The organism is Alteromonas pelagimontana, assembly GCF_002499975.2.
In the GTDB taxonomy this organism is placed as follows: domain Bacteria; phylum Pseudomonadota; class Gammaproteobacteria; order Enterobacterales; family Alteromonadaceae; genus Alteromonas; species Alteromonas pelagimontana.
On the sequence record NZ_CP052766.1, the window covers coordinates 3,678,294 to 3,703,893 of the forward strand.

24 protein-coding genes and 1 other annotated feature are annotated in these 25,600 nt (G+C 46.3%); of the genes, 14 read left to right on the forward strand and 10 right to left on the reverse strand.

Translation table 11 applies throughout. From position 1 onward, the window contains the following. Positions 1–6: 6 nt before the first annotated feature. The gene (gene hisG, locus CA267_RS16225) at positions 7–909 is read right to left on the reverse strand and encodes an ATP phosphoribosyltransferase (protein ID WP_075609818.1); all 903 of its coding nucleotides are present in this window, start codon (positions 907–909) and stop codon (positions 7–9) included. A 44-nt stretch (positions 910–953) separates the two neighbouring features. After that, positions 954–1,069: a sequence feature (His leader region), on the reverse strand. Positions 1,070–1,313: 244 nt separating this feature from the next. Between hisG and CA267_RS16230 the strand changes: the two genes are divergently transcribed. Continuing rightward, complete coding sequence (locus CA267_RS16230) at positions 1,314–1,649, forward strand: hypothetical protein (RefSeq protein WP_075609817.1); 336 nt, start codon at positions 1,314–1,316, stop codon at positions 1,647–1,649. 424 nt (positions 1,650–2,073) lie between these two features. Here the strand turns inward: CA267_RS16230 and CA267_RS16235 are convergent, their stop codons facing one another. The 6 genes from CA267_RS16235 to CA267_RS16260 all read right to left on the reverse strand — a co-directional run bounded on the left by CA267_RS16235 (position 2,074) and on the right by CA267_RS16260 (position 9,745). After that, positions 2,074–4,542 (reverse strand): membrane-bound PQQ-dependent dehydrogenase, glucose/quinate/shikimate family, encoded by a 2,469-nt coding sequence (locus CA267_RS16235; RefSeq protein WP_232367564.1) that lies wholly within the window; start codon positions 4,540–4,542, stop codon positions 2,074–2,076. Between the two features lie 675 nt (positions 4,543–5,217). Beyond that, on the reverse strand, positions 5,218–5,958 hold the full coding sequence (locus CA267_RS16240; RefSeq protein ID WP_075609815.1) for a PEP-CTERM sorting domain-containing protein: 741 nt from the start codon (positions 5,956–5,958) through the stop codon (positions 5,218–5,220). 223 nt (positions 5,959–6,181) lie between these two features. Further along, on the reverse strand, positions 6,182–6,754 hold the full coding sequence (locus tag CA267_RS16245; protein ID WP_075609814.1) for a lipid-binding SYLF domain-containing protein: 573 nt from the start codon (positions 6,752–6,754) through the stop codon (positions 6,182–6,184). Positions 6,755–7,001: 247 nt separating this feature from the next. Beyond that, entirely contained in the window at positions 7,002–7,862 is an 861-nt protein-coding gene (locus CA267_RS16250) for a TraB/GumN family protein (protein ID WP_075609813.1), read from the reverse strand. Between the two features lie 129 nt (positions 7,863–7,991). Beyond that, positions 7,992–9,239: a saccharopine dehydrogenase family protein gene (locus CA267_RS16255; RefSeq protein WP_075610104.1), complete on the reverse strand. Its 1,248-nt coding sequence runs from the start codon at positions 9,237–9,239 to the stop codon at positions 7,992–7,994. Between the two features lie 11 nt (positions 9,240–9,250). After that, positions 9,251–9,745 carry a DUF2244 domain-containing protein gene (locus CA267_RS16260; protein WP_075609812.1) on the reverse strand — a complete coding sequence of 165 codons (495 nt, stop codon included), beginning with the start codon at positions 9,743–9,745 and terminating at the stop codon, positions 9,251–9,253. Between the two features lie 259 nt (positions 9,746–10,004). Here CA267_RS16260 and CA267_RS16265 point away from each other — a divergent pair, with 259 nt between their 5' ends. The 12 genes from CA267_RS16265 to CA267_RS16320 all read left to right on the forward strand — a co-directional run bounded on the left by CA267_RS16265 (position 10,005) and on the right by CA267_RS16320 (position 21,661). Further along, positions 10,005–11,318, forward strand: coding sequence for an alpha-amylase family glycosyl hydrolase (locus CA267_RS16265; protein WP_075609811.1), 1,314 nt, complete (start codon positions 10,005–10,007; stop codon positions 11,316–11,318). Between the two features lie 149 nt (positions 11,319–11,467). After that, positions 11,468–13,381, forward strand: a complete 1,914-nt coding sequence (locus CA267_RS16270; protein ID WP_075610103.1) for an ATP-dependent DNA helicase — start codon at positions 11,468–11,470, stop codon at positions 13,379–13,381. 16 nt (positions 13,382–13,397) lie between these two features. Continuing rightward, positions 13,398–14,078 carry a tRNA (adenosine(37)-N6)-threonylcarbamoyltransferase complex dimerization subunit type 1 TsaB gene (gene tsaB, locus CA267_RS16275; RefSeq protein WP_075609810.1) on the forward strand — a complete coding sequence of 227 codons (681 nt, stop codon included), beginning with the start codon at positions 13,398–13,400 and terminating at the stop codon, positions 14,076–14,078. Positions 14,079–14,190: 112 nt separating this feature from the next. Continuing rightward, positions 14,191–14,493: a hypothetical protein gene (locus CA267_RS16280; protein ID WP_075609809.1), complete on the forward strand. Its 303-nt coding sequence runs from the start codon at positions 14,191–14,193 to the stop codon at positions 14,491–14,493. A gap of 89 nt (positions 14,494–14,582) precedes the next feature. Next, a complete protein-coding gene (locus CA267_RS16285; RefSeq protein ID WP_075609808.1) occupies positions 14,583–15,266 on the forward strand; it encodes a Slp family lipoprotein in 684 nt (227 codons plus the stop codon). An 83-nt stretch (positions 15,267–15,349) separates the two neighbouring features. Further along, a complete protein-coding gene (locus CA267_RS16290) occupies positions 15,350–16,189 on the forward strand; it encodes an alpha/beta fold hydrolase (RefSeq protein ID WP_075609807.1) in 840 nt (279 codons plus the stop codon). Between the two features lie 124 nt (positions 16,190–16,313). Then, positions 16,314–17,966 (forward strand): long-chain-fatty-acid--CoA ligase FadD, encoded by a 1,653-nt coding sequence (gene fadD / locus CA267_RS16295; protein WP_075609806.1) that lies wholly within the window; start codon positions 16,314–16,316, stop codon positions 17,964–17,966. Between the two features lie 61 nt (positions 17,967–18,027). After that, positions 18,028–19,212 carry a ribonuclease D gene (rnd, locus tag CA267_RS16300; RefSeq protein ID WP_075610102.1) on the forward strand — a complete coding sequence of 395 codons (1,185 nt, stop codon included), beginning with the start codon at positions 18,028–18,030 and terminating at the stop codon, positions 19,210–19,212. Continuing rightward, positions 19,212–19,505, forward strand: coding sequence for a YcgL domain-containing protein (locus CA267_RS16305; protein ID WP_075610101.1), 294 nt, complete (start codon positions 19,212–19,214; stop codon positions 19,503–19,505). Before rnd ends, CA267_RS16305 begins: the two co-directional genes overlap by 1 nt. 38 nt (positions 19,506–19,543) lie before the next feature. Further along, positions 19,544–20,503: a lytic murein transglycosylase gene (locus CA267_RS16310; protein WP_408609422.1), complete on the forward strand. Its 960-nt coding sequence runs from the start codon at positions 19,544–19,546 to the stop codon at positions 20,501–20,503. A 1-nt stretch (position 20,504) separates the two neighbouring features. After that, on the forward strand, positions 20,505–21,170 hold the full coding sequence (locus CA267_RS16315) for a fumarylacetoacetate hydrolase family protein (RefSeq protein WP_075609804.1): 666 nt from the start codon (positions 20,505–20,507) through the stop codon (positions 21,168–21,170). Further along, positions 21,167–21,661, forward strand: a complete 495-nt coding sequence (locus CA267_RS16320) for a YcgN family cysteine cluster protein (protein WP_075609803.1) — start codon at positions 21,167–21,169, stop codon at positions 21,659–21,661. Before CA267_RS16315 ends, CA267_RS16320 begins: the two co-directional genes overlap by 4 nt. Positions 21,662–21,675: 14 nt before the next feature. Here the strand turns inward: CA267_RS16320 and CA267_RS16325 are convergent, their stop codons facing one another. From CA267_RS16325 to nhaB, 3 genes are all read right to left on the reverse strand, one after another. Further along, positions 21,676–22,128 (reverse strand): GNAT family N-acetyltransferase, encoded by a 453-nt coding sequence (locus CA267_RS16325; RefSeq protein ID WP_232367566.1) that lies wholly within the window; start codon positions 22,126–22,128, stop codon positions 21,676–21,678. A gap of 92 nt (positions 22,129–22,220) precedes the next feature. Next, complete coding sequence (dsbB, locus tag CA267_RS16330; protein ID WP_408609423.1) at positions 22,221–22,745, reverse strand: disulfide bond formation protein DsbB; 525 nt, start codon at positions 22,743–22,745, stop codon at positions 22,221–22,223. Positions 22,746–22,772: 27 nt separating this feature from the next. Then, complete coding sequence (gene nhaB, locus CA267_RS16335) at positions 22,773–24,353, reverse strand: sodium/proton antiporter NhaB (protein WP_075609800.1); 1,581 nt, start codon at positions 24,351–24,353, stop codon at positions 22,773–22,775. A 286-nt stretch (positions 24,354–24,639) separates the two neighbouring features. Here nhaB and fadR point away from each other — a divergent pair, with 286 nt between their 5' ends. Then, positions 24,640–25,350: a fatty acid metabolism transcriptional regulator FadR gene (gene fadR, locus CA267_RS16340; RefSeq protein WP_075609799.1), complete on the forward strand. Its 711-nt coding sequence runs from the start codon at positions 24,640–24,642 to the stop codon at positions 25,348–25,350. Positions 25,351–25,600 lie beyond the last annotated feature (250 nt).

The following is a 25,600-nucleotide window of genomic DNA, read 5'->3' on the forward strand; positions in this document are numbered from 1 at the left end:
GTCCGCTCAGCCCATCATCTTCTCGATGGGCATTACCAAAATAGAGCTGCAGCCCAGTGCTTTTAGCTTCTCCATGGTTTCCCAAAACAGATTTTCAGCACTGACTACGTGAATCGCGACTGTCTCTTCGCTGCCTGCGAGGGGCAATACCGTTGGATTTTCCGCGCCAGGCAAAAGGCTTTTTATCTGTTCAAGGTAAGCTTTTGGAGCATGCAGCATAATATATTTGCTTTCTTTGGCCTGCATAACGCCGTCAATACGTGGCACCAAACGGTTGATTAAGGCCTGTTTTTCATCATTGAGTTCACCATCGGCGCGCTGAATAAGCACGGCTTTAGAACGAAATATCGTTTCTTCTTCTACCAGGCCGTTCGCCTCAAGCGTGGCGCCAGTGGAAACTAAGTCACAAATAGCATCCGCCACACCGGCGCGAGGAGCGACTTCCACAGAACCCGTCAACATGACAGCCTTGGCTTTAATGCCTTGCTCTTTGAAGTACCGTTCGAGTAAGTAAGGATAAGTGGTAGCGACTTTCTTTCCGGCTAGGGAAGCCGCGCCATCATAAGAAAATTCTTTAGGAACAGCGATGGAGAGACGACAGCCACCGTAATCAAGGCGTCGTAGGACTTCGAATTCAGCAGGTTTACCCGCCGCCTGACGCTCCAGCATTTTTTCTTCCAGCTCATTTTCGCCAATAAAGCCTAAATCAACCACGCCGTCCATAACCAATCCGGGGATATCGTCATCCCGTACCCGTAGAAGGTCGATGGCTTCGTTGGTGGAGTGCGCAATCAACAAACGGTCACGAATGTTAAGCTTAATGCCGATCGCTTTTAGCAGGGCGATGCTGTCATCGCTTAATCGGCCCGATTTCTGTATCGCAATGCGCAGTCTCTTGCTGTCCGTCATGACGTTCATTCCTCTGTATAATCCTAATATTGGCGCTAAAAACGAAAAACCCCCGGAAGTCTCCTTCCGGGGGTCGAGAATCTGCATCTGCGCCACTGGAAGGAAACAATAACCTCCCAGCACGAACCTGAAAGGCTATGCTATATGGTGATGATGATGGTTTAGAGCGCAGTTAAACATTTAATTTTTCACAAAAGTGTAGACGCCCAAACAGTAGCCAATTACCTGCAGGTTTGCAACCCTCTAGCTGCACTCTTTTACCCATTTTGATTCAACAGTTTGGATATAACTTATGCGAAGTGGAAATTTTCTTGAAAAAAATGCTAAATGATAGAAAGGAGCGGCCGATACGTACAGATAGGAGAAGTTGTATTCATTATAACTGTCATTACGGAGCCTGTATCATGAGCAGCGATTTATTGTTTCCCATATTGCCCAGAGAGGGCAAGGTCCCGGTGAAGAGCAAAGAGAAAATTACGCGAGTCACTGCAGAGCAAAAGTCGCAAGCGCTCGGAGATCCGGAGAAGGCCGAGCACGACGAAGAGCGCCTGGTGAATCGCAAAGAACAGTATCAGCGGCATGAAGAGCAGACAGGTTACTCACATGATAAACGTGAACATCAGGATATCAATTCCTCCGGGACGGAAGGCGAGCAGTTGCCGAAGCAGGTTAACCAGAAAGCTGAAGAAGAGAAACATCGAGCGACTGGAAAAATTAAACATTTGGACATTTATATCTAAGGCGTGTTGACCTAAATAACACTCATCCACCTTGATGTGTACTCTGAGCTGACACACATAAGGCGGATGAGTATATACTCTCCCTCGGGTGCTCCGCCGCAGCACCCAAGCTGGCCAGCGCCTACGGAGGGTACTGAATGATACATTTGTTTTGCCTTTTCATCTGTAGTGTAGCGCACTTACGAACAGCTATTTAGAGTCAGCAAACCTTACCTGACGCCGTCCCAGAATTTGTCTCTTTCTTGGGGGAGTGTGGTATACGCTTTTGCGAGTCCGTATTGAGTCTTGGGAACAAAACCGCGAACTGATAAAGCCCCTCTACTTTTGAAATAAAATACCTGCGGCTCGTTGAATTAATTTCATCTAATTGAGTTAGCCTACTGATGAGGCAGCTGATCACCGCCTCATCCAGTAATTAAACTACCTAATCAGTGTTATTAAGTGCGTCGGGAAGGGCATAGGCAACGACATAATCGCCTTTTGGTGTTTCCATAAAATGATGCCCGGCAGCAACAATAACTAAATATTGTTTACCATCTACCTGGTAAACCATAGGATTTGCTTGCCCTCCAGCGGGAAGTACGTCCTGCCACACAGTGTTCCCGGTATTGATATCAATGGCGCGAATGAGATTATCAGTGGCGGCAGCGATAAAAATAAGATCTCCCGCAGTAACCACCGAACCGCCGTTGTTTGGGGTGCCAATGTTTACTGGGAGGAAAGAGGGAATGCCGAACGGGCCGTTTCGGCGCGCTGTTCCTAAAGGACGGTCCCACAGCGTTTTGCCGCTCGCCAATTCAATGGCACGAATGCCGCCGTAGGGTGGCTGTTTACACAACAAGCCGGTGACGGGAAGGCGCCATCCCGCGTTTATATTGATACCGTAAGGACTGCCTGCTTGCGGGAAACCTGTGCTTTCGGACAACGCTCGTCTATTGTTTTGTGAACTTTGCGGCTGTTCGTTTTGTTCTTCCCGGGTCTGCCAGCCTCGCTCTTGTACGGCTTCACGAGGAACCAGACGGTTATAGTTTGGCATATCATTGTAGTTCGCGATCAGCAGCCCCCTTTCAGGATCGATGGCCACGCTGCCCCAATCGGAGCCGCCATTATATCCTGGATACTGAATCCAGCGGGATTCGGTGGTTGGTGGGGTAAACATCCCTTTATAACTCGCCATCTGAAACTGAATTCGACAGGCAAGCTGGTCAAATGGTGTGAGACCCCACATGTCCTTTGCCGTTAGATCAGGACGGCGCAATGTGTGATAAAGCGAGTGTGGCTGAGTGGCACTGCGCTCCTTTGGCTCAACGCCTCCCTGCGGGGCACGACGCTCTTCTACACCCACTAAAGGCTCGCCAGTGCGCCGGTCCAGAATATAGATATCTCCCTGCTTGGAGGGGAGAATAAGGGCAGGAACCGTATTCCCGTTTTTTGGAAAATCTATAAGCGTAACTTGAGAACCTAAATCGTAATCCCACACATCTTTGTGTACCGTTTGAAATTTCCATTCCGGCTTACCCGTTTTAACATCCAGAGCAACCAACGCGGTAGAATATTCGTTTTCTACCTCACTACGAAATCCGCTCCAATAGTCTGGTGAGGAATTGCCCATAGGCAAATATACCAGGCCTAGATTATTGTCGCCGGTAGCCGTGGTCCACATGTTGGGGGTGCCGCGGGTATAATGTTCCCCTGGCGGTGGTACCTTATCAATATCGGGTTTCACCATATCCCATGCCCACAGCAACTCGCCGGTAACTGCGTCGAAGCCTTTAATTACACCAGAAGGTACCATTCTGGCTTGCCCATCCAGTACCTGATGACCAGTAATAATGACACCATTAACTATATTCGGCGCGCCAGTGATAGCGACATAACCGTCTGGCGTGACACCCATATTCTCTTTTATATCCACTTGCCCTTGATTCCCGAAATCGGGGCAGGCTTCACCAGTGTTAGCGTCTACAGCTATAATCCGTCCATCCAGCGTACCTTCAATAATTCGTGTTTGACATAAAGCGGAACCATCAGATTGTTGGGACTCGGGAACTTGATAATAAGCAACTCCACGACAAGCCGCAGTATAGGGAATATCTTTTTTGTCTAAATTAGCCCGGTACCGCCAAATCAACTCACCACTTTTGGCGTTTACCGCCATCATATCGTTCATAGCGGTACATAAATAAAGCTTGTTTCCGACTTTTAGTGGCGTGGTTTCTGCTCCCCAGCGTTCTTCAGGAGTATCGCCGGTACGATACACCCAGGCCTTTTCTAAATTTTCAACGTTGGACAAATTAATTTGTGTAAGCGGAGAATATCGTGTCGCTGCATTATCTCTTCCGTAAGTAGGCCAGTCTTCTTCCGAGGGAGAATCCGCGACGTTGGGGTTTGTCGAAGATGCGGTATTGGTGTTGAAGGATTCACTGGCTATACCCGGCGCCACTGCACTTTGATAATGATTTAAGGGTAGAAAAGCTAATGAAAATACTACCGCAAAAATTACCAGCGATATTGAAGATAAAGTATAGGATAGTTTGCGAGGAAATGGCTGGCGGAGTCTTGGCATAACCAAAGTCACACCTAGCGCCAAAAGCATGACTACGTCCATCCGTGGCACCCAGCGCCAATAAGTCAGTCCCGACTCCCAGGCAGCCCAGATAAAGCTCCCTAGTAGAACCAGAGCAAATACCCAAACACCTTTGCGACTTCGTTTCGCCAGATAGAAGGCGCTAATTAACATTCCTATTCCGCCAAGGAAATAGTACCAACTACCCCCAACCACTATTAGCCAGGCTCCTCCGGCTGCCAGTCCTACCCCACATAGTCCCATAAATATCGCTAATATAAGGGTAGGCCAGTAGTTTCCTTGGCTATTACTTTTAGACGAACTCACAGACGACATCTCCTGGATTGCAATGCCGCGATAAGTAAGATTTCATCCTCAACAGGTTATCTTACGTGGCGCAGCATGTTGTTATACTAAAACGGCCTGATCCATCATTTATTCATGCCACTTGGAATACACAACATCAAATATTTCCATCGCGTATTGTTGTAGTTGCTACGAATGGTAGAGAAGTCGGTTCACACTCCCGCTAAGAATGCTGCGGAATCAGGAAAAAGCGCTAATTTAAATTGGGGAACAGGAGCTTTCGGTTTACACCGAAAGAAGCTGGAATATGGAAGAAATTAATGAGCTTAGACTTACCCTGTGTTCAGAAAAAGAAAGCTATATCTATTGAAGAGCGCAAGTACGGTTGTCTTGCGCATTTATAAGCATAGGCAGGGCGCTCTTGCTTCCTGATGATATACGTATACTAATCCGCATTTATGTGCGGTCACTCAGCGCGAGAATTTCTCAACTTTTCACGAGCCGATTTCGTGAAGGTTTAGCGGGGTTAAATCAAATGCTATTGGCGCAGCTCAAAAGCCAAAAAAACCCTGCCCAAAGGAAATAGAGGAAACCATATACCCCGCGTTTCATTAGCTTGAAAGGCATGGGTATTCCTTCACCAACGTGACTTCATCAGATGGATTCCTCTATCTCTGCGCCGATCATGGATCAATATTACTGCTTTTGCTTCCTACGCAGAAACACTGCAGCCAAGCCAGCTCCCCATAACAGCACCGTAGTGGGTTCAGAAACACCCACTGGTGGTGCTTCGTCTGCCATTACCTGGGAGTACTGCACATCCGGCTGGCTAAAATTATAAAAACCGAAGCCTCCGTCTGTGAACTCTCCACTGATGCTAAGTTCTTTTATATCATTGATGAAAACCTCCACCAATTCCGCAGTAAAAGTGATATCAAATGAATAGATGGTATTATCTTCCCAACCAGTTTCTGCATAATTGATTGAGCGAGCTAACTCAGTGACTCCCATGGTCGGGTCATGCTCCCAAGCACCAGTGTCGTAATTTAAACCCTGAGATACTTGAGAAATGGCAAGGCCTGCACTTGCTGTTCCAAGCTCAGGATGAACCTGATCAGCTTGCTTCCAATCAATTAATAAGAAGTCGCTGGTAGCTGAATTTATTTCTCCTGCATTATAACCAAGGACAAAACCAATGAAATCGTCGTCATTCTCGGTTCCTACACTAAACTCACCAGAAATAGTTTGACCCAAACTGCTTCCAGTGGAATAAAATACCGTCGGATCCCCGTTAACGGACTGGTTCGCAGTGTTGTTATCGGCGCTTACCGACCATGAGCCTTCGCCGTCTGTCATCCATGTGGACAAGTCAACCAGAGCTGCCTGGCTTGCAAAGGAAGTGAGAAGTAGAGGTATAGTGTATTTAAGTTGCTTCATTGCTTATTTTCTCCGGTACCGTGTTAAAACAGCCTAATTATTGCAACATTATTGCAACAGCGAACTGCAACATATACGCCTGGTCTGGGGTGGTAAAAACGGAGATTTATCAATAGCTTTAGAAAAGGCAAAACGCTCTTGAAGAAGTTATTACACGGCAAAGCGAGTTGCCGTGTCAATTTTACACAGTCAAATTACTAATGTACTTATAGATATCTTGAACTTAATTAAGCTGGTCATCTACCCAGAATTTAGTCCCTTTTACTGTAGCCTGAAGCGCTAATCCGCTTTCTGTCATTGTATAAACGGTAATATTTCCAAGGTAGCCTTCGCCATCAATAGAAGCACCTTTATTTCCCGCTTTAGCCGTTGCATCAGCGTTTCCGCCTGCGGTCCAGCCGTTTTCTATGAAGTACGTTAAGGCGTCCTGACTATGAAATACCATGACAATCCGATAGTCTTTTGCGCCGATACCCAGCCCAATACCACCTTCTGCCATGTTCATATAAGTTTTAACGCCGGTAAGATTATTATTAACGACGCCATATCCCGTTCCTGCGGACACAAAAATAAGATTAATATTGGCATTGCTGAAGACCGCATAACCCGCCGCGTCTCTAAGTTGCGCACGCGTATCAGGTTTTTCTTTATAAAGTTTGGTAAGTGCGGCTTGTTGCATATCCAGAATGACGTCTCGCTTTTCTGCCACAGTACCACTTCCCATTGATGCGCAACCGGTTAGCGAGAGAAAAGTTAAGGCACATATCAGCCAGAGCATCTTTTGTTTTATAGTCATTGTTATTTCCATTCAATGTGTTCTCCAATCCTGTATCGCCATAACAAGTGTCATTTACAGCAAACAGATGTATTTAACAGGCTTTACTGTTACTTTCCCAAGTCGATGCAATATTCGTGCGCTTTGGAAGTACGTGCGAATATGGCAGATGCAGAGAGGGCGAGCTCAAGGAAAAGCGGGTTATTATTATTCAGAAGAATTTATACGCTCCCTCAAGAGAGGGGAAGAGCATACGAGCAAATGTAGATTACTCAGACAGTTGAGTAATCGTATAACCTTCACGCTTTAATAAATCTAAAACACCATCTTTGCCCGGCATATGTAAAGTCCCTACTAAAACAAATTCGGTTTCAGGGGTAGCCATTAACGCTTTCAACTTTGGAAGCCAGTTAGTATTACGCTCAGTAAGTAGGTTTTCATAGATAGAGGGATACTCAGCCACAATTTCTTCGATGTTGTTTACATAAAGGGATGCCATGTCACCCTTTCGCCAATCTTCTTTCATTTCTCCGACCATACCTGGCATTTTTTCTAAGTCATCCAGTGTATACTGAATATATGCGTCTTCTTCGCCTTCACCTAGTTTTACAATAAAACCTAACTGATCTTCAGGTGTTTCGAACCAGTCCAGCGTCTTACCTTCTCCCATGCCTTTAGTGTAAAAATAATTATCGACACCTTGGCTGGTGAGCCCTATTCGCTGATATTCCATCAGGCTTAACGAAATACCGACTAACGCAGGTTTCAATTTCATAAAACGCTCAAGAGGCACGCCGCGACTTTTCAGGTGCTCAGCAAGTGCCGCCAGCGTTTTATCATTAATATTATCTTTCAGCGTCTTAGTACCGCTGTAAGTCAACAAGCTAGCAGACTTTTCAGCAAATTCGGGTGACGTAAGAGCGCCGATATCGGTTTCAAATACCAGGGTATCTGCTTCTTTATAAGCTTCTTCATAGGGAGCGGGGAGCGGGTAGTCCGACGGACTCAAAATATGCAAGGTTCCACCCAAATATAGCGTATTGGAACCGTTTTCCACTTTCCAAACGGAAGCAGCTTGAACAGAAGTTGCTAGTGCAGCCGCACACGCTGATAAAATAAACTTACGCATTAACTCTACATCCTTTGCGATGAATCCTGGAAAAGTTAGCAATGTACTGCGGAATGGGAACTGTCACAACTGTAATAGATGCAGCCACTGTTATTGTTTGAGCAAACACGGAGAAAACCCATTAGCTTTCTAACGTATCGGTAGAGACGGAGCTGGTATAATCTCAAAGGTTATTCCTGCCGATTCGCAAAGCGGCTCAAAAAGCGCAGATTTAAAACAGCTTGCAGGAGTGTAAAACCCGCCCGGCAGTCGACGTACCACGTGATCTGTAGCCAAAACATGTGCAACTTCACTGATGATTTGTGAGCTGGAGCCGTAGCCGGGATCTTTGTCTCCCGTGACTCTGGCGGTAAGGCGTTTTCCCGATATCGTTTCACCGTAAAACCAGATATCGAAAAAGCCTTTGTTGCGAGCTTTTTCAGATGGACCTTCACCAGATTGCGGCAGCCAGCGCTCTAACAGAACTTTGCGGGCAGGAGGAATTGAGGCTGCAAGCGCGAAAGCGCCTATAGCAAATGTATAACCCCAGGCGCGAAGTGCACCTTTTAGTCCGGCACCCGTGACCATTGCTTCCTGATAGGTGAAGTCTTCGCAATATTCAGCATTAAGTAAGGCGTTAGAACGATGTACGATGCGAGTATTGATGGCTGACATTATAAACGGGGCAATCCACCTGCCCGTGTAGTGATCGTATTTTGCTCGCTTCAAAGAAGGTTGTCGTACTGAGGGACGAAAATGCGCTGGGCATAACGCAAAAGGTGTTGCCACTGCCGCTCGGGCTTTCTTGTTATGCCGTAGTTCAGTAAACAGAGTTAGCATGCTGGCGACAGTTCCGCCAGAAATACCACCGCGCATTCGCTTTACGCGCATGTATACGTGTTGGCAGGGCTCACTAAAAAGCCGCTGACTCTCCTGTTGCAAATAATAAACGCCCAGATCTGAAGGAACAGAATCAAACCCACAACTATGCACAATGCGTGCGCCAGATTGTTTTGCTTTATCTTCGTAGCGGGAAAGCATTTTTGCAATCCACTGAGGCTCACCAGTTAAATCCACGTAATCCGTCCCATTGGCTACACAGGCTTTAACAAGAGGTTCACCAAATGTAGCAAAAGGCCCTACGGTGGTTAATATTACTTTTGTTTGTTCACACATAGCGTGTAGTGAGGCGGGGTCGTCGCTATCGGCAATTAAAACCGGCGGCGGTGCAGGCAGAAAGGATGCGAGCGAATCAGCCAGGTGACGAAGCTTTACTTTATCTCTACCTGCGATTGCCCAGCGGATAGCGCTTGTCTTCGGGGTTTTTGCCATAAAGCGCGCGATGATCTGACCAATAAAGCTGGTGGCTCCGTAGACAACAATATCAAGTTTTTCCATTACCTCATCACCTATTGTTTCCACCAATGTGTTCTGCAGACGGGAAGCCCGGCCTGTTCCAAATGCCTTCGCAATTCTTTTTTGTCCGGTAAATTTAGGAATATACCCACTTCAACGCGCTGCTCGCCACAATGCATAAAAATACCGGGTAGCTGCCAGTCGTCCTCTGACTCTCGAAAATCCACAAAGCATTCATGACGCTTTATCTTAAGTATCTTTTTGTGGCGGTAACCCGTTTCAATAATGATGACGTTCGGAGAAAGAATAATTAATTGTTCCTGGTAAGTATAGAGAGAAACCCGGTACATCAAAAACGCCAATAAACCAAACTCTAACCCGGCGAAAGGGAGGATGAGCCATGCACCTGTTAATGACCAGGCAACAGCAATAATAAAAATAGGAAAAGCCATTATTAACAGCAAGCGTTTCACCTCCCTCCAACTCGCGGATCGGTTCGGAAGTAATAGAATATGCAATGTCAGGTCTTGCTGCTTCACGGCCACCATAGCCTCTCACCTAGTTTTACGTTTTTACATTGCTCTTTAAAGGTAGCACATTAATTGTTGGTTTGAGGGAGGGGAATTTCCCACGCCGACTTTCCTTACTGTCAACTGACCCTAGCCACATCGGTTAAAGCGGGTTTCATCGTTGTCGCGCAATATCTCTAGCTAGAGTAATCACTTTAGGCGTTCGTGCGTAGAAACCTTTGTTCGTATCCTGGCAATCATTTTCAATCAAGACGCAACTCAATTCTGGAGAGGTTTCATGTCGACTCACCCTTATCCTCCTAATTCTCCTTATCTGTTAGAGCAACCGGAGTGGTCTAAACATGCCATTATATATCAGGTGAACACTCGTCAGTTCAGTCAGGAAGGGACCTTTGCAGGGGTGCAAGCAAAACTTCAGCATATCAGGGCGTTGGAAGCGGACATCATATGGCTGATGCCAGTTCATCCCATTGGTGAAATGAATAAAAAGGGAGAATTGGGAAGTCCTTACGCAGTGAAAGACTTCTACGGTGTCAATCCTGAATTTGGCAATCAGGACGACCTAAAGGATTTGATCGCGGCTATTCATGCGCTTGATATGAAAGTTATTCTTGATTGGGTGCCCAACCATAGCGCGTGGGATAACCACCTGGTCAGTAGCCATCCAGAGTGGTACGCCAAAGATTTTAAAGGAGATTTTCGACCGTCTCCCTGGTGGGACTGGGATGACATCATAGAATTTGATTATGACCAGGCTGGCCTTAGAACCTATATGATTGAGGCGCTTAGCTATTGGGTAAAAGAATTCGATATTGATGGTTATCGTTGCGATGTGGCAGGCTACGTACCTAAAGATTTCTGGGAGCAGGCGAGGGAAGTATTAGATGCCATTAAGCCGGTATTTATGCTGGCTGAATGGGAAGACCGGGATATGCATGAAAGAGCATTCAACATGACATACGGGTGGAGCTGGTACGAAACTGTTCAAGGAATCGCGCAGACGAGACTGCCTTTAGAAAAGTTAAGAAAATACTATTCATGGAATGAGCGCTCCTGGCCTAAAAGCGCTTATCGCATGACCTTCGTCAGTAATCACGATAAGAATGCATGGGCTGGTACACCACAAGAACAATTCGGCGAGGCTTTGGAAGCAGCCGTAGTGCTGTCGGTTATCGGTGAAGGCATGCCACTAATTCATAATGGTCAGGAAGCTGGAGAAACAAAGCGTCTGGCTTTTTTTGAACGGGACCCGATTCAATGGCAGGATCATGCCATGGGTGATTTATACAAACGGCTAATCGCAGTAAAGAAGTCCATTCCTGCACTGTGGAATGGTCCTTTTGGCGCCACCATGATTCAGGTTCCCAATTCTTCCATGTCACAAGTTTTCAGTTTTGTGCGCATGAAAGGTAATGAAAAAGTGTTGGTTATCCTAAACTTATCCAAGACTACCGCCGAGGCCGAATTCGACTCTGAACTCTTTGCTGGCAACTATATTAACGCGCTATCTGAAAAAGCCGTGAAGCTGAGTGATGAACAGGCGCTGACTTTACAGCCGTGGGAATATAAGGTGTTAGTGGAGAAACGCTAGCGCGGGAAAATATATTTGTGAGTATCGGCGACGAGTGAAAGGTTCTACCGAGTCGCAACAGGTCAGGTAGGCCAGAGAATGTTATCTATTCCACCACCAGGATAAATTATCTGGCATAATGCCGCCTTTTGCAGTTGAACCTGAACGATATGGCCTCGATTTCGACACTCTTTTCTGCCGATGGTCTTTTGGCAAAAGCCATTTCTGGCTTTGTTCCCCGTAAGGCGCAAACCGACATGGCCGATGCAGTCAAAGATGCGTTGGATAATAATCACTGTCTGGTAGTGGAAGCGGGAACTGGCACTGGAAAAACTTTTGCCTACCTTGGCCCAGCGCTTCAGATCAGCGGTAAGGCCATCATCTCCACAGGGACCAAAAATCTGCAGGAGCAATTATATCACCGGGATCTTCCCGTTATAAAAAAAGCCATGGGGAGCCATCGTAAAACGGCACTGTTAAAAGGCCGCGCCAATTATCTCTGTATTCACCGAATGGCGCAGCATGGCGGCAATTCAACGTTAGTAGAAAAAGATGTACTCCATCAGCTTTCAACAGTAAAAATCTGGGCTAATACCACCAAAAGCGGCGATATCGGTGAATTAAAAACCTTACCTGAGGACGCAAAAGTCATCCCCTTGGTTACCTCTACGGTGGATAACTGCCTGGGAAGAGACTGCCCTGATTATGAAGAATGCTATCTGGTAAAAGCCCGTCGCAAAGCCCTTGATGCGGATGTGATCGTGGTGAATCACCATTTATTTTTTGCGGACATGGCGTTAAAAGACACAGGTTTTGGTGAATTGATCCCTGAAGCAGATGCCATTATTTTTGATGAAGCACATCAAATTCCCGATATCGCCAGCGATTATTTTGGTGAGTCGCTGTCAACCCGGCAGATCCACGATATGGCAAAAGATATTACCTTGCTGTTTCGTACCGTTCTCAAAGATGCAGGACAACTCGACAAAGCAGCAGATAAGTGCCGTATGATAGCGTCGGATTTGCGGCTACTGTTTCCAGATTCGCCGCAGCGGGGGAACTGGCAGGAAGCATTGCAACGAGACGAAGTGCGAGAGCAGGTAAGCCGCCTGGCTGATGCGTTAGGTGTGTTGCATGAAGTTTCTCGCCTGCACATTGGTCGAGACAAAGATCTGGATAATCTTTACGAGCGAATAGTAGAAGCGCGAGAGCGGTTGGATGCGCTGCGGGATGACAAGCAGGATGGGGTGAGCTTATGGTATGAGACAACGCCTCGACATATCGTACTGCACTTAACTCCTTTATCTATTGCTGCCAAGTTTCGGCGATTCGTGTCTTCACCACCACGGGGCTGGGTGTTTACTTCTGCAACCTTGATGGTTAACGGCGGATTCGAACACTTTCAGCGCCGCATGGGTTTGGAAGATGCGAAAACGTTAGGACTGGAAAGCCCCTTTGATTACCAGAATCAGGCGCTACTCTGCGTCCCCCGCTATCTACCTGAACCTAATAGCTTCAAGATGCGGGAAACGCTTTTTGAGACCGCAAAAACACTAATTAAAGCAAGCCGTGGGCGCTGCTTTTTGTTGTTTACCAGTCATGCGATGTTAAATGAAATTGCCGGCCGCCTTGAAACCGCCGTAGAAAATCCATTGTTGGTGCAGGGCACAACTACCAAGCAGGCTCTCCTGAGCGAGTATCTGGCGAACGAAAATGCAGTGTTGTTAGGAACCGGCGCATTCTGGGAAGGTGTGGATGTACGTGGCAGCGATTTGGTCTGTGTCATGATTGACAAATTACCCTTTGCGTCACCGGATGATCCATTGCTGCAAGCCCGGATTGAAGATGTTAAAAAGCGGGGAGCGAATCCTTTTGCGGCTATTCAGATACCGCAGGCTGTTATTACGCTTAAACAGGGGGCAGGACGATTAATCCGAGATCCCACAGATAAAGGCGTTCTGGTAATTTGTGATAACCGATTGGTTACCAAACCCTATGCTCAAACTTTTATTTCCAGCCTGCCGGATATGCGGCGTACCCGGTCTCTTGAGCAGGTTGAAGCATTTTTAGCGAAAATAGATTAACCGCACTGGAAGTCACATGAATATTTTAGCCATTGATACCGCGACAGAAGCCTGCTCAGTAGCTTTACTGCTGGAAAACACCGTTATCAGCCGTTTTGAAATCTGTCCGCAGCAACATAGCCAGAAGCTTCTACCGATGGTTGATAGTGTTTTAAAAGAAGCTGGCGTAAAACTATCCCAGTTAGATGGACTGGCGTTTGGGCGGGGGCCCGGAAGCTTTACCGGCGTACGGATTGCCACCGGCATGATACAAGGTTTGGCATTAGGCTCGCAGTTGCCTGTAGTTGGAGTTAGCACATTAGCTGCCATGGCGCAGCAGGCTGTAGTACAACACCAGGCTGAGACGGTTTTTGCCGCCATTGATGCCCGAATGGGGGAAGTGTACTTTGGTGTTTTTTCCAGTAACGACGGTGTTGTTGATGCGCACCAGTCCGAGCAAGTTTGCTCGCCTGAAGCGGCATGTGAATTAATTGACAGTGACAGTTATACTGCAGTGGGGACTGGGTGGCAGGCATATCCCGCACTTGAAGAAAAAATGGGTGCACGAAAGGTGGCTGCTCTTTATCCTGCTGCTGAATACATGCTGGCACTGGCAAAAGTGGCGTTAATACGCGGAGAAGGCAAAACTGCTGAAGAAGCACTACCGGTATATTTGCGAGATACTGTTACATGGAAAAAACTCCCGGGCAAGGAATAGGGCATAAAATTTGCTGAACTAAATTGATTTTTGCCGGTCTTCTCTTACCGGCCCTAACGCTGTCTCGATAGTATCTCTTGCGCAAAAGATTTTTTAACGACCAGATGTGAAAATGGAAATAAAACCTTCTTTACAGATTATTCGCCCCGACCAAGCGCCTCCGCGTAGCAAAGTCGAGCGCGTACCTGACACCTCTTCAACGGGGAATGCTGTCGATCCTGTAATATCTGAAGGCGTTGTCAATGCTGCAAAAACCGATGATGCACTAAATAGTGCCAGAACTTTTCAGCAACAAAGCGGATACGACCAGCCTGAGGGCAAAGGGCAGGAAGCTGTCACCGCCTATTTAAGCCTGGACAGAGAAGCGCAGCGAGAAAATGTCCGGCAATTGTTGGGCGTAGATATCTTCGCGTGACACTATCCATCGCTGACATTCAGCTTTTATTCAGTCTTTTATTGGATAATATGCGTATTGAATCTCATCAGAAGCACTGAGGTAAATTTATGTTTCTTCGGTTAATCGCAATTTCATTTATATTGGTATTATCGGGCTGTGCATTAGTGCCCGAAAGCCTTGAAGTGCCAGAAGGTACGCAACTGGTTTCTTATAATCGGGCCGTGACGGGCGGCGACGCTGTTCGTGGTCAGACTGCAAGATGGGGCGGTATTATTGTGGGAGTGGAGAATAAGCCCCAAAAGACCTTGATTGAAGTCGTTCATTTTCCGGTTAACCATTACGGCAAACCTAATACAAGCGAAGATACAATAGGCCGCTTTAAAGCCCAGATAAACGGCTTCGTGGATCCTATTATCTTTGAGGAAGGTCGTCCAATTACTTTCGTTGGTTCAGTAGAACAACCCACTGCGGGGATGGTGGGCGAACAACCTTATATGTACCCTACTCTAAATGTGCAGGACTATCATTTATGGCGTAAAGAAACCGTTTATGACGTTTCTACACTATACTTCAATTATGGAACTGGCTGGTATTCTCCTTTCTACCATCCATTTTATCGTCCAGGCTGGGGATTCGGCATGAACGGATTTGGGCATTCGCGGGTAAGAGTTATTGAACGTAGTAATTTTCGGCCTACCGTGAAACCGCAACCTACCCCTGCGGTGAAGAGAAGCAGTTCCTCGTCCAGCCGTTCTTCGATATCTCGAGATGTTAAGGTTGATCGTAAATAACCTTTTTGAAAAGCGGCATCCATTGGTAAATAAGCGGCAACATATTGCCGCTTTTTCGGCATTTAATTTCCGTAAGGTGTGTCATGATTGAAACAGAATTTCACGCGGGTCCGCTAACACTCGGCGGGCTGGATAACCAAGGAGAAGGGCAGGTTATTATTGGCCTTCATGGTTTTCTTGATAATGCTGCGAGCCTGGAGCCGTTGTTTCCTTATCTTACTCAATATCGTTTCATTTCGCTCGACCTGGCGGGTCATGGTACTTCCACCCATCGCCCCCACGGCTCGCATTATAATCTGGTAGATTATCTTCAAGATTTGTATTCTCTGCTGGATCATTACGAGTTTAACAACGTGATCCTGCTTGGACACAGCCTGGGCGGAATTTTGGCTACCATGTATGCAGCAACGTTTCCCGAACAAGTAAAAGGGGTAATAAGTATCGATGCCTGCGGCCCGCTAACGAAACCAACTGACACCATTGCTGAGCAGATCCGCACATCCATCCTCAGCCGTTTCAAAAAATCTCGTAATCGCCTGAACATCGTCAATCTTGAGGAGGCTGTGCAAGCGCGATGCAACGTTTCTGATATTAAGCCTGAACATGCAAAAGCGATTATTTCCCGTAACCTTACTCAAGACGCAGGCGGACATTGTTTTTGGGCCAGCGATCCGAAATTACGTACCGTCTCCACAGTGCGTTTAACTGAAGAGCAGGCTGAGGCGTTAATGCGTAATGTGCAATGTCCGGTTTGGTTTGGAGCGGCGAGTGACAGTTTCAAAGAAGTGAAGAACAGTTATGAAGCGCGTCAGCATTGGTTTAAGAATAGTCAATGTGAATATTTTGTGGGCGGGCACCATATTCATATGGAAAAGCCTGAGCTGGTGGGTACGGCAATCCGTAATTTTGTTGAACAATTGTAAACTGGAAAGTTTATCTTTAGGCCTTCATCCTATACTATGCGCAAGTAATCAGACCAGTGGTGTTATGGATGAATGTTGTACGTTTTCCAGCGCTTAGATCAAAATAATAATAGACGGAGGGTTTGTGGAAAAAACCTGGCTTAAGCATTACGATTCTCGCGTGTCCGCAGAAATTGATCCTGATCGCTATTCTTCTATCATTGATATTTTTGAACAGTCGGTGGAAAAATACAGTGACTGTACGGCCTACATTAATATGGGCCATAAAATGTCGTTTGCGACATTGGATACATTGTCGGCACAATTTGCTGCTTATCTGCAACATTCCGGTTTGGAGCGCGGTGATGCTGTCGCCATTATGATGCCGAATTTGCTGCAGTATCCGGTGGCTATGTTTGGTGTGTTAAGGGCGGGTATGGTGGTGGTTAACGTCAATCCACTTTATACCAGCCGCGAATTGAAGCACCAGCTGAATGATTCTAATGCTAAAGCTATCATTATTGTCGAAAATTTTGCTGCCACGCTTGAAAAGGTTATCAAAGATACTCCCATTCAACACACGTTGCTGACTTCTTTGGGAGATATGTTTCCCGCCCCTAAACGCTGGGTCGTAAATGCGGTAGTTAAGCATATTAAAAAGTTGGTGCCCGCATTTACCCTTGCTGGTGCAGGCTCCTTTATGTCGGCAGTGAAAGAAGGAAGGACGCTGACATACAAAAAACCGCAACTTACCGGTGAATCGTTAGCGTTTTTGCAATATACCGGGGGAACCACAGGGATATCGAAAGGCGCTATGCTGACGCATCGCAATATGATCGCTAACTTAGAGCAGGTGTCCGGAATTCTGGAAACAGTGATAACGCCGGGTGAGGATTTAGTTGTTACCGCATTACCGCTCTACCACATCTTCGCATTACTGGCCAACTGCCTGTTATTTTTGAAGTACGGCTGTCCTAACTTATTGATAACTAATCCTCGTGATATGCCGGGATTTGTGAAGGAGCTGAAGAAATATCCGTTTGCTATTTTGCCCGGGGTCAATACCTTGTTTAATGGGTTACTCAACACGCCTGGATTCAGTGAACTGGATTTCACAAAGTTTAAATTTGGTTTGGGTGGCGGCATGGCTGTACAACGTCCCGTGGCCGAAAAGTGGCATAAGGTAACCGGGACCGTATTGTTAGAAGGCTATGGGCTGACAGAATGTTCGCCTGTGGTAGCCGTTAATCCTCCGCAAATTGATGCCTATACCGGGGCGATTGGTTTACCAGTACCTTCCACTGATATTCGCTTGCTTAACGATGATGGCATTGAAGTGCCAGAAGGCGAACCTGGTGAAATGTGGGTAAAAGGGCCACAGGTAATGAAAGGTTATTTCAACCGACCAAACGAAACAAGCGAAATTCTAAAGGATGACTGGCTTGCCACCGGCGATATCGCCAGGGTAGATAAAAACGGTTACTTCTATATTGTTGATCGGAAAAAGGATATGATCCTCGTATCGGGATTTAATGTTTTTCCCAATGAAATTGAAGAAGTGGCAGCGATGCACGACGGAATAGCTGAGGCAGCAGCGATTGGCATTCCTCATGAAGCGAGTGGGGAAGCCGTTAAGCTTTTTGTCGTAAAAAAAGATGCATCCTTGACCGCTGAACAGGTTATAGCGCATTGCCGCAATAATCTGACCGGATATAAAGTGCCGAAACTTGTTGTATTTAAAGATGAATTGCCTAAAACCAACGTGGGGAAAATTCTGCGTAGGGAACTTCGCGATTAATGGCTTAAGCTCCTGAATTAAAAATGAGGTGCAGCCGGCGAATGCCGGCTGCTTTCGTATTATGGATTATCAATTAATCACTTCTAATGAAGCATTGGCAGAGGCTTGCCAGCGCGCGCAGCAGTGTAAAGCGGTAGCGTTAGATACCGAGTTTGTGCGCACGCGTACACTGAAGCCGCACCTTGGGCTTATACAGTTGTTTGACGGTCAGCAACTGGTGCTTATCGATCCTCTTGACATTACCGACTTTTCTCCCTTTATCTTGTTATTGGAAAATCAGGATGTGGTAAAGATACTGCATTCGTGCTCAGAAGATCTAGAGACCTTTTTAGCCGCGTTCGGCGTTATTCCATTTCCGGTATTCGATACCCAGTTTGCAGCCAGCGTGCTGGGATTGGGGGCGTCGATTGGTTACGCAAAATTAATTGAAGAGCTGTGTGGCGTGGTTTTGGATAAAGGGGAATCGCGCACCGACTGGTTAGCTCGTCCGTTGAGCGAAAACCAACTGGCTTACGCAGCCAACGACGTGTTGTACCTGTTACCTGCATATGAACAGCTTAACGGTATGATTCACGGCCGCGAAAAGCGCAACTGGATTTTTGCAGAAATTCAAACTTTGGCCGAAAAGAAGCGTGCTTCTATGCCCTTGGAGTATGCGTACTTACTCATTAAAAACAACTGGCGGTTGAACAGCAGACAACTAACAGTACTTCAACACCTGGCTGCGTGGCGTCTGAATCGTGCTCGTGATAAAGATATAGCCTTAAATTTTGTGTTCAAAGAGCCGCATTTATTTGAGGCGGCCCAGCAATTGCCGGAAGACAAAAAGGCGTTAAATCGAGTGCACGGGATTTCTCCTCAAACTATGCGTATGCATGGTGAAGCTATCGTGAATATCGTTAATCAAGCTCTTGAGGAGTTTAACCAAATGTCACCTGCTGAGCACCTACCACGGGTAAAGCGGCTCATAGATTTTCCTGAATACAAGAAATATTTGGCGGCCATAAAAGAAATCAGCTCCAAAATAGCCGTTGAACAAGGTGTCAGCGAGGAAATTCTCGCCTCTAAAAAGCAGATAAATCAGGTCCTAAAATGGTGGTGGTTTGAAATTGACGAAACAAAGGCCATGGGTTTACAACCTGATCTTCTAAACGGATGGCGCAAGCCACTTTTCCAACCTATGCTGGAAAATCTTCTTGGTCCTGTTAAGCAGTACCATCGTCCTTTACAGAAGGCTGCCGAATGATGCTTTGTGCAGTTTATAGAACTCGTCGTAAAGAGGGCATGTTGCTATATGTGCCTGGCAAAGACGCATTTCAGGATGTACCTGAAATTTTGTTAAAACAGTTTGGCCAACCTGAATTGGTAATGGTGGTGCCGGTCGACAAGCGGCGGACTCTTGCTGGTATTGATGTAGCGGATATTAAATTAGCGCTGCAGGAAAAAGGTTTTTATCTCCAAATGCCGCCCAAACAGGAAGACTGGCTGGCGGAACATCGAGTAGCAATAGGATTGCCTGCTAAACCGGATAAAAAGTAGTCTGGAGAGTGTTTGTGCATAAGTTTTATGTTGTTGTAATCGTTTATTTTATAAGTTTTCATTTTGCTTGGGCAGAAGAAAAAACCGAAGCCGGATTCAAGAGTTATCTCACACAACTCAAGCAAGAAGCCACGGCGAAGGGCTACGAGAATGCTTTTCTTGAAAACGTGATGGCTAACATTCAGTTTCGCCCCACGGTGGTGAAATCGGATCGTAACCAGCCCGAAAAAAAGATCACCCTGGATACCTATCTGGCTACGCGGGTTCCCGATTGGAAGGTGAAACAGGCCGTTGAGCTGTATCAAAAGAACCAGGCGCTACTGGAGGAAATAGGCAAAAAGTACGGTGTTCAGCCTCGTTTTATTGTGGCGTTGTGGGGAAATGAATCTAACTTTGGCAAAATCCAGGGCAAGTTCGATGTGCTTTCTGCGTTGACGTCCTTGGCGTACGAAGGGCGTCGGGAAACCTTATTCAAGAAACAGTTTTTTGCTGCCTTAGAAATTTTGCAGGAAGGGCATACGACAGTAGAAAGCTTCAAAGGCTCCTGGGCTGGCGCTATGGGGCAAAGCCAGTTTATGCCAACCTCTTTTCTTGCCTATGCAGTAGATTACGATGGTGACGGTAAGAAAGATATCTGGAACAATCAAGCGGATGTTTTTGCGTCAATAGCTCACTTCTTATCTTCTGAAGGTTGGGATGATCAAAGTACATGGGGGCGGCAGGTTGTTTTTCGCGAAGGCTATGCTGGTACGCATGCGGGGTTGGACAAAAAAGAGTATGTGCCGTTATCCACGTGGCAGGCAAGAGGGGTGCGTCGCTATAATGGCAATGACTTACCTGATGTCAATATTCCCGCTTCGTTAATTATGCCTGATGGTAAAGATGGGCGCCTTTACCTGGTCTACAATAACTTTCATACACTAATGAAATGGAACCGTTCAAGCTATTTCGGTATAGCTGTCGGGTATCTTTCCGACCGTATAAAGCGAGGCTACTGATATGTACCAGCATTTAGACAGTTTGGGTTTACCGGTGGATTTACCATTAGGAAAAGTCGTATGCGTTGGGCGCAATTATCTGGATCATGTACAAGAAATGCAGTCAGAGGTACCGGCTGAACCATTGTTATTTATGAAGCCCGTAAACGCGTTATGCCATTTATCGCAGCCGCTTTCGATACCTGCGGATAAAGGCGAATGTCACAATGAACTTGAAATAGCAGTATTACTAAAACAGCGTCTTTGTCATGCGACTCATGATGATGTAGAGGCTGCTATATGGGGAGTCGGCTTAGCGCTGGATCTGACGTTGCGAGATGTCCAGCGTACACTGAAAGCGCAAGGGCATCCTTGGGAAAGAGCAAAGGCTTTCGATTTTAGTTGTCCCGTATCGGGCTTTGTTCCAATATCTCAAGTTCCCGACCTACAGAACATCGAGTTTACGCTAACAGTTAACGGCGAGGCCCGTCAGGCTGGAAATTCGAACATGATGCTTCGTGGCATCGTGGACTTGATTAGTCATATGTCTAGTGTTTTTACACTGGATGCTGGTGATATTATTTTGACAGGTACGCCAAAAGGAGTGGGGCCTTTAACTTCTGAAGATTCAGTTTCAGCGACGTTAGCTGACAAGATCACTGTAGAAACAAGTGTGCAGGCATTATGAGCGAACCATTTTGGGAAACAACTTCACTGGAAGATATGAATGAGCAGCAGTGGGAAGCACTTTGTGATGGCTGCGGAAAGTGCTGCTTACATAAATTTATTGATGACGATGAAGCCGAAGAAGCGGCGCCAACGTCGCATATTAACGCCAATGAACACGTTCACTTTACCAATATTGCCTGTTCACTACTAAACACGAAGACCTGCAGTTGCAGCCAGTATTTTCAACGCACACAGCTTGTACCTGATTGCGTAAAATTGACCAAAGAAAACCTCAAAGACATCTTTTTCATGCCGCCTAGTTGCAGTTACCGACGTTTACACGAAGGCAGAGGCTTACCATCATGGCACCCACTTCTCAATCGCGGGAAGAAAACTGCAATGCACAAAAGTGGAATGTCGATAAGAGGTAAAACAGTATTTGAAACCGATGTGAATTTAGAAGAATTCGAAGAATATATTGCTATTTGGCCGCTAGAGGATATTGATTAAACCGTGGATCAGTACTATGTCGTAAGGCTGTAAAGCAAAGCGTCCCGACCAAATATGCGTTTACGGCATAATCCCTCTTTCTCGGCCCCAAGTTTTTCAGCTACACGTAAGCTGGCTTTGTTGTTGGGTTCGATATAAAGCTCCAGTCGACATAAATCCATTTGCAGAAAAGCCAGCTTTTGCAAGCTTTTACACAAGGCAACAGCTAAGCCTTGTCCGCATGCTTCAGGCCTAATCCAATAACCCAGATTTGCGCTACGGTGTACCGGATGAACATAATTTATCAGACCCATTCCTAAACAGGAGTCTTCCATTACTAACAAATAGGTTATGCCGTAGCTCCTCTCGCGTTTCTGCTCCAACTCATCAATACACTGCCGTGCAGCCACAGGTGTGACCGGACAACAACCGGAACCCAGCCATGGCCGAACGTGATGAACGGACTTCTGTGCTGCTTCGCACAACATATCCGTATGCTTAAAGCCGATACGTTGAATGGTAATCGGTCCTTTTGTAGTATGGATCGGAGGAAGCCTTGATGGCAGGATAGTGAGGTCGATCAAAAGAGTTTCTTGTCCAACAACCGCGATCCGAAGGCAAACAAAAAGAGCACGAAATAAATGCCAAAAATAATTATCATCCACTCTGCCATTCCCATATCCAGGAATTGCCAGCTATCTTCCGTACAGTCGCCTTTGGCAGCGAAAACAGCCGGCAACCATTCATGCAACGGCATAAACGAAGGGAAGTTAGGAATAATTTCACAGCTGGCAAAAAAGGGATTACTGGCGTTTAAAATTTCAACATGCTCACGAGCAATCATCCAGCCCCAGCCCGCAGAGACGGCCCAGCCAGCAAACCCGATCATGCGGGTGATACCGTTATTGAAAATGAGTACCAGTAGTGAAGAAAACACGATGCCGTACATCGCTGTGCGTTGATAAATGCACATGATGCAGGGCTCAAGCCCCAGCCCGTACTGAAAATAAAGCGCCGCTATTTCCAGCGCTAACGACGATAAAAAGAGTAGCAACCAGGCAGACTTATGCTCTGCCCAGCGACTCATTCCATATACCAACGACATCATCGTAGTTTTATTACCTGACTTTGATTAATGACCTTCCGCGCCAGCGGCAGCAGAAGCGCTATGATGTTCAATTAGGTGCATATCATACAATGCCTGGGTGGCATCAGCGAGCCCGAAATATGTTGCCGCTAACCCCACCAGAGTCAGTACTAGCGTATAGGGCAGTGCCATTATTACCATTCTGCCATAGGACAACCGTAAAAGTGGCGCAATGGCCGATGTCAGCATGAACAGAAAAGCAGCTTGACCATTTGGTGTTGCTACGCTCGGTAAGTTAGTTCCAGTGTTAATTGCCACGGCCAGCATATCGAACTGATCCCGGGTAATTTGCCCGTTGTTCAGCGCAGACATGACTTCAGTAATGTATACCGAACCCACAAATACGTTGTCACTGACCATAGACAACACGCCGTTTGCCAGATAGAACATTACCATCTGGGTTTCTCCTTCAAAAGAAAGTACCCATTGAATGACCGGCTGAAATAGTCCTTGGTCGATAATTACGGCAACGACTCCGAAGAAAACGCATAACAATGCTGTGAAAGGGAGAGCTTCCTCGAACGCTTTGCCTAAAGCGTGTTCTTCAATAACGCCTGACATTGAGGTGGCAAGTACGATCACTGACAAGCCAATCAGCCCCACCGACGCAAAGTGGCCGGCAAGGCCGACCACCAGCCACACACCAATAATCGCTTGTACAGCGAGCTTGGCATTATCGCGACTGGAACGCTCCTGATCCATATGGTTGTTGTAATTTGTCAAAATGGTACGAACTGGCTCAGGCAGCTTTGCGCCATAGCCAAACCATCTCATCTTTTCAAGAACCATGGTCGTAAGCAGACCAAATACAAATACAGGAATTGAAACAGGTGCCATGCGAATAAAAAACTCGCCGAAATCCCATCCGGCTTTATCAGCAATGATTAGGTTCTGTGGTTCACCTACCATTGTCATCACGCCGCCCAAGGCGGTACCAACAGCTGAGTGCATCATCAGGTTGCGCAGGAATGCGCGGAAGCTGTCGAGGTCGTCACGACCCAGCTCAATCACACCATCATCCATGGTGTGATCGTGATCATGATGAAATTCTTTTCCAGAAGCGACTTTGTGATAGATGGTATAAAAACCCAGCCCCACACTAATGATTACCGCCACCACCGTTAAAGCATCTAAAAAAGCCGATAGAAATGCCGATGCCATAATAAACGACAGTGACAACAATATTTTATTTTTTACCTTTAAGACCAGCTTGGTAAACAGATACATAAGAAGGTCTTTCATAAAGTAAATACCCGCTACCATGAACACGAGTAGCAGCAATACTTCCAGATTGACTTCAATTTCATGCATCATATGTTCGGGAGAGGTCATGCCTATGAACATCGCTTCAATAAGCAGTAATCCTCCTGGCTGTAGAGGGTAGCATTTCAATGCCATTGCCAGCGTAAATATAAATTCGATCACCAAAATCCAACCTGACAGGTACGGATCCACCATAAACAGTAAAGGGTTGGCAATAAGGAAACCAATGATCGTCGTTTTGTACCAGTCGGGCGCATGGCCGAGAAAGTTCCGATAAGTAGCCACGGTCATGGAGGTTTGCATCGTTTTGTATCCTTCTACAACTTGTCGACGATATTCGCAGTTTTCTTGTAATTATTGTTATCGCAAATTGCAAGCAATAACAGCCAGAGATTCGTTTTTCAGAGGGTTTAGGCTTCTGAATTCTCCAACAGAATTCAGCCTACCTTAAAATTGCGGGTTGAGGAAGGAGATAACCTGCCATCAATCGTATAATAGCAAGTTAATGAGTGATTAATTGATTGTGTTAACGAAAATGCATCTGGTACAATCAGTTTGAAAATAAAAAAGATGTTCAGGCGAAATAGTTATGATTTACAAGGCTCAGAGCCCGGCTGGATTTGCTGAAGAATATATCGTGGAATCGATTTGGAGCGGTCGCTTCCCGCCGGGCACTATTTTGCCGGCGGAACGTGAGCTGTCTGAGCTAATCGGTGTCACGCGAACAACCTTACGCGAAGTATTACAAAGGCTTGCGCGTGACGGGTGGCTGACAATTCAGCATGGAAAGCCCACTAAAGTGAATAATTTCTGGGAAACCTGTGGCCTCAATATTCTTGAGACGTTAGCCAGGTTAGATCAAGAAGGCATTCCTGAGTTGGTTGATAATCTTCTGGCGGCACGTACTAATTTAAGTGCTGTATTCATCCGTGGCGCAATACGTAACAATCCTCAGCAATCTGCTGAAATTATTGCTCGCTATAAAAATGTTGAAGAAAACGGCCTGGCGTTTGCGCAGTTCGATTATCAACTGAACCATGATTTAGCGTTAGCATCTAACAATAATGTCTTTGTTCTGATGATGAACGGTTTCCGTGGCTTGTATTCTCGGATTGGTGGGTACTACTTTTCTGATGAAGGAGCGCGCAAGGTGGCCAGACAGTTTTACCAAAAGCTGCTGGATGTGGCAGAAAACGGAGAATATGACACCGTCCCTGTGGTTGTTCGTAAATACGGTATAGAAAGCGGCAAGGTGTGGCAGCAAATTCGCGATCAAATGCCAAAGGATCTTGTCGACTAATTCCTTAAACTGTCTTGTTTTCACTATTCTCTGACGAATGAGAAGCGGCACAAGCGTAGAAAAATTGCGCTTTCTCCGTTCCCGTTTTGCTTGTCACCTACATTTAGTTTTAGCCCGTCATTAACCCCGACATTAACCCGGCTGGCTTTTACGTTGGTTAGTTGTTGAGGCTTTTTGTCTTTTCTTCTACATAACTTTTTAAGTATGAGTCATAGTCAGAACAGCATTCAGAAAACGCTGTAAATCTTCC

What these genes read in the sequence shown, in the direction of transcription:
- hisG (WP_075609818.1), bottom strand. Translation starts at nt 909, where the DNA reads ATGACGGACAGCAAGAGACTGCGCATTGCGATACAGAAATCGGGCCGA.
- CA267_RS16230 (WP_075609817.1), top strand. Translation starts at nt 1,314, where the DNA reads ATGAGCAGCGATTTATTGTTTCCCATATTGCCCAGAGAGGGCAAGGTC.
- CA267_RS16240 (WP_075609815.1), bottom strand. Translation starts at nt 5,958, where the DNA reads ATGAAGCAACTTAAATACACTATACCTCTACTTCTCACTTCCTTTGCA.
- CA267_RS16245 (WP_075609814.1), bottom strand. Translation starts at nt 6,754, where the DNA reads ATGACTATAAAACAAAAGATGCTCTGGCTGATATGTGCCTTAACTTTT.
- CA267_RS16250 (WP_075609813.1), bottom strand. Translation starts at nt 7,862, where the DNA reads ATGCGTAAGTTTATTTTATCAGCGTGTGCGGCTGCACTAGCAACTTCT.
- CA267_RS16255 (WP_075610104.1), bottom strand. Translation starts at nt 9,239, where the DNA reads ATGGAAAAACTTGATATTGTTGTCTACGGAGCCACCAGCTTTATTGGT.
- CA267_RS16260 (WP_075609812.1), bottom strand. Translation starts at nt 9,745, where the DNA reads ATGGTGGCCGTGAAGCAGCAAGACCTGACATTGCATATTCTATTACTT.
- CA267_RS16265 (WP_075609811.1), top strand. Translation starts at nt 10,005, where the DNA reads ATGTCGACTCACCCTTATCCTCCTAATTCTCCTTATCTGTTAGAGCAA.
- CA267_RS16270 (WP_075610103.1), top strand. Translation starts at nt 11,468, where the DNA reads ATGGCCTCGATTTCGACACTCTTTTCTGCCGATGGTCTTTTGGCAAAA.
- tsaB (WP_075609810.1), top strand. Translation starts at nt 13,398, where the DNA reads ATGAATATTTTAGCCATTGATACCGCGACAGAAGCCTGCTCAGTAGCT.
- CA267_RS16280 (WP_075609809.1), top strand. Translation starts at nt 14,191, where the DNA reads ATGGAAATAAAACCTTCTTTACAGATTATTCGCCCCGACCAAGCGCCT.
- CA267_RS16285 (WP_075609808.1), top strand. Translation starts at nt 14,583, where the DNA reads ATGTTTCTTCGGTTAATCGCAATTTCATTTATATTGGTATTATCGGGC.
- CA267_RS16290 (WP_075609807.1), top strand. Translation starts at nt 15,350, where the DNA reads ATGATTGAAACAGAATTTCACGCGGGTCCGCTAACACTCGGCGGGCTG.
- rnd (WP_075610102.1), top strand. Translation starts at nt 18,028, where the DNA reads ATGGATTATCAATTAATCACTTCTAATGAAGCATTGGCAGAGGCTTGC.
- CA267_RS16305 (WP_075610101.1), top strand. Translation starts at nt 19,212, where the DNA reads ATGCTTTGTGCAGTTTATAGAACTCGTCGTAAAGAGGGCATGTTGCTA.
- CA267_RS16315 (WP_075609804.1), top strand. Translation starts at nt 20,505, where the DNA reads ATGTACCAGCATTTAGACAGTTTGGGTTTACCGGTGGATTTACCATTA.
- CA267_RS16320 (WP_075609803.1), top strand. Translation starts at nt 21,167, where the DNA reads ATGAGCGAACCATTTTGGGAAACAACTTCACTGGAAGATATGAATGAG.
- CA267_RS16325 (WP_232367566.1), bottom strand. Translation starts at nt 22,128, where the DNA reads ATGTTGTGCGAAGCAGCACAGAAGTCCGTTCATCACGTTCGGCCATGG.
- dsbB (WP_408609423.1), bottom strand. Translation starts at nt 22,745, where the DNA reads ATGTCGTTGGTATATGGAATGAGTCGCTGGGCAGAGCATAAGTCTGCC.
- nhaB (WP_075609800.1), bottom strand. Translation starts at nt 24,353, where the DNA reads ATGCAAACCTCCATGACCGTGGCTACTTATCGGAACTTTCTCGGCCAT.
- fadR (WP_075609799.1), top strand. Translation starts at nt 24,640, where the DNA reads ATGATTTACAAGGCTCAGAGCCCGGCTGGATTTGCTGAAGAATATATC.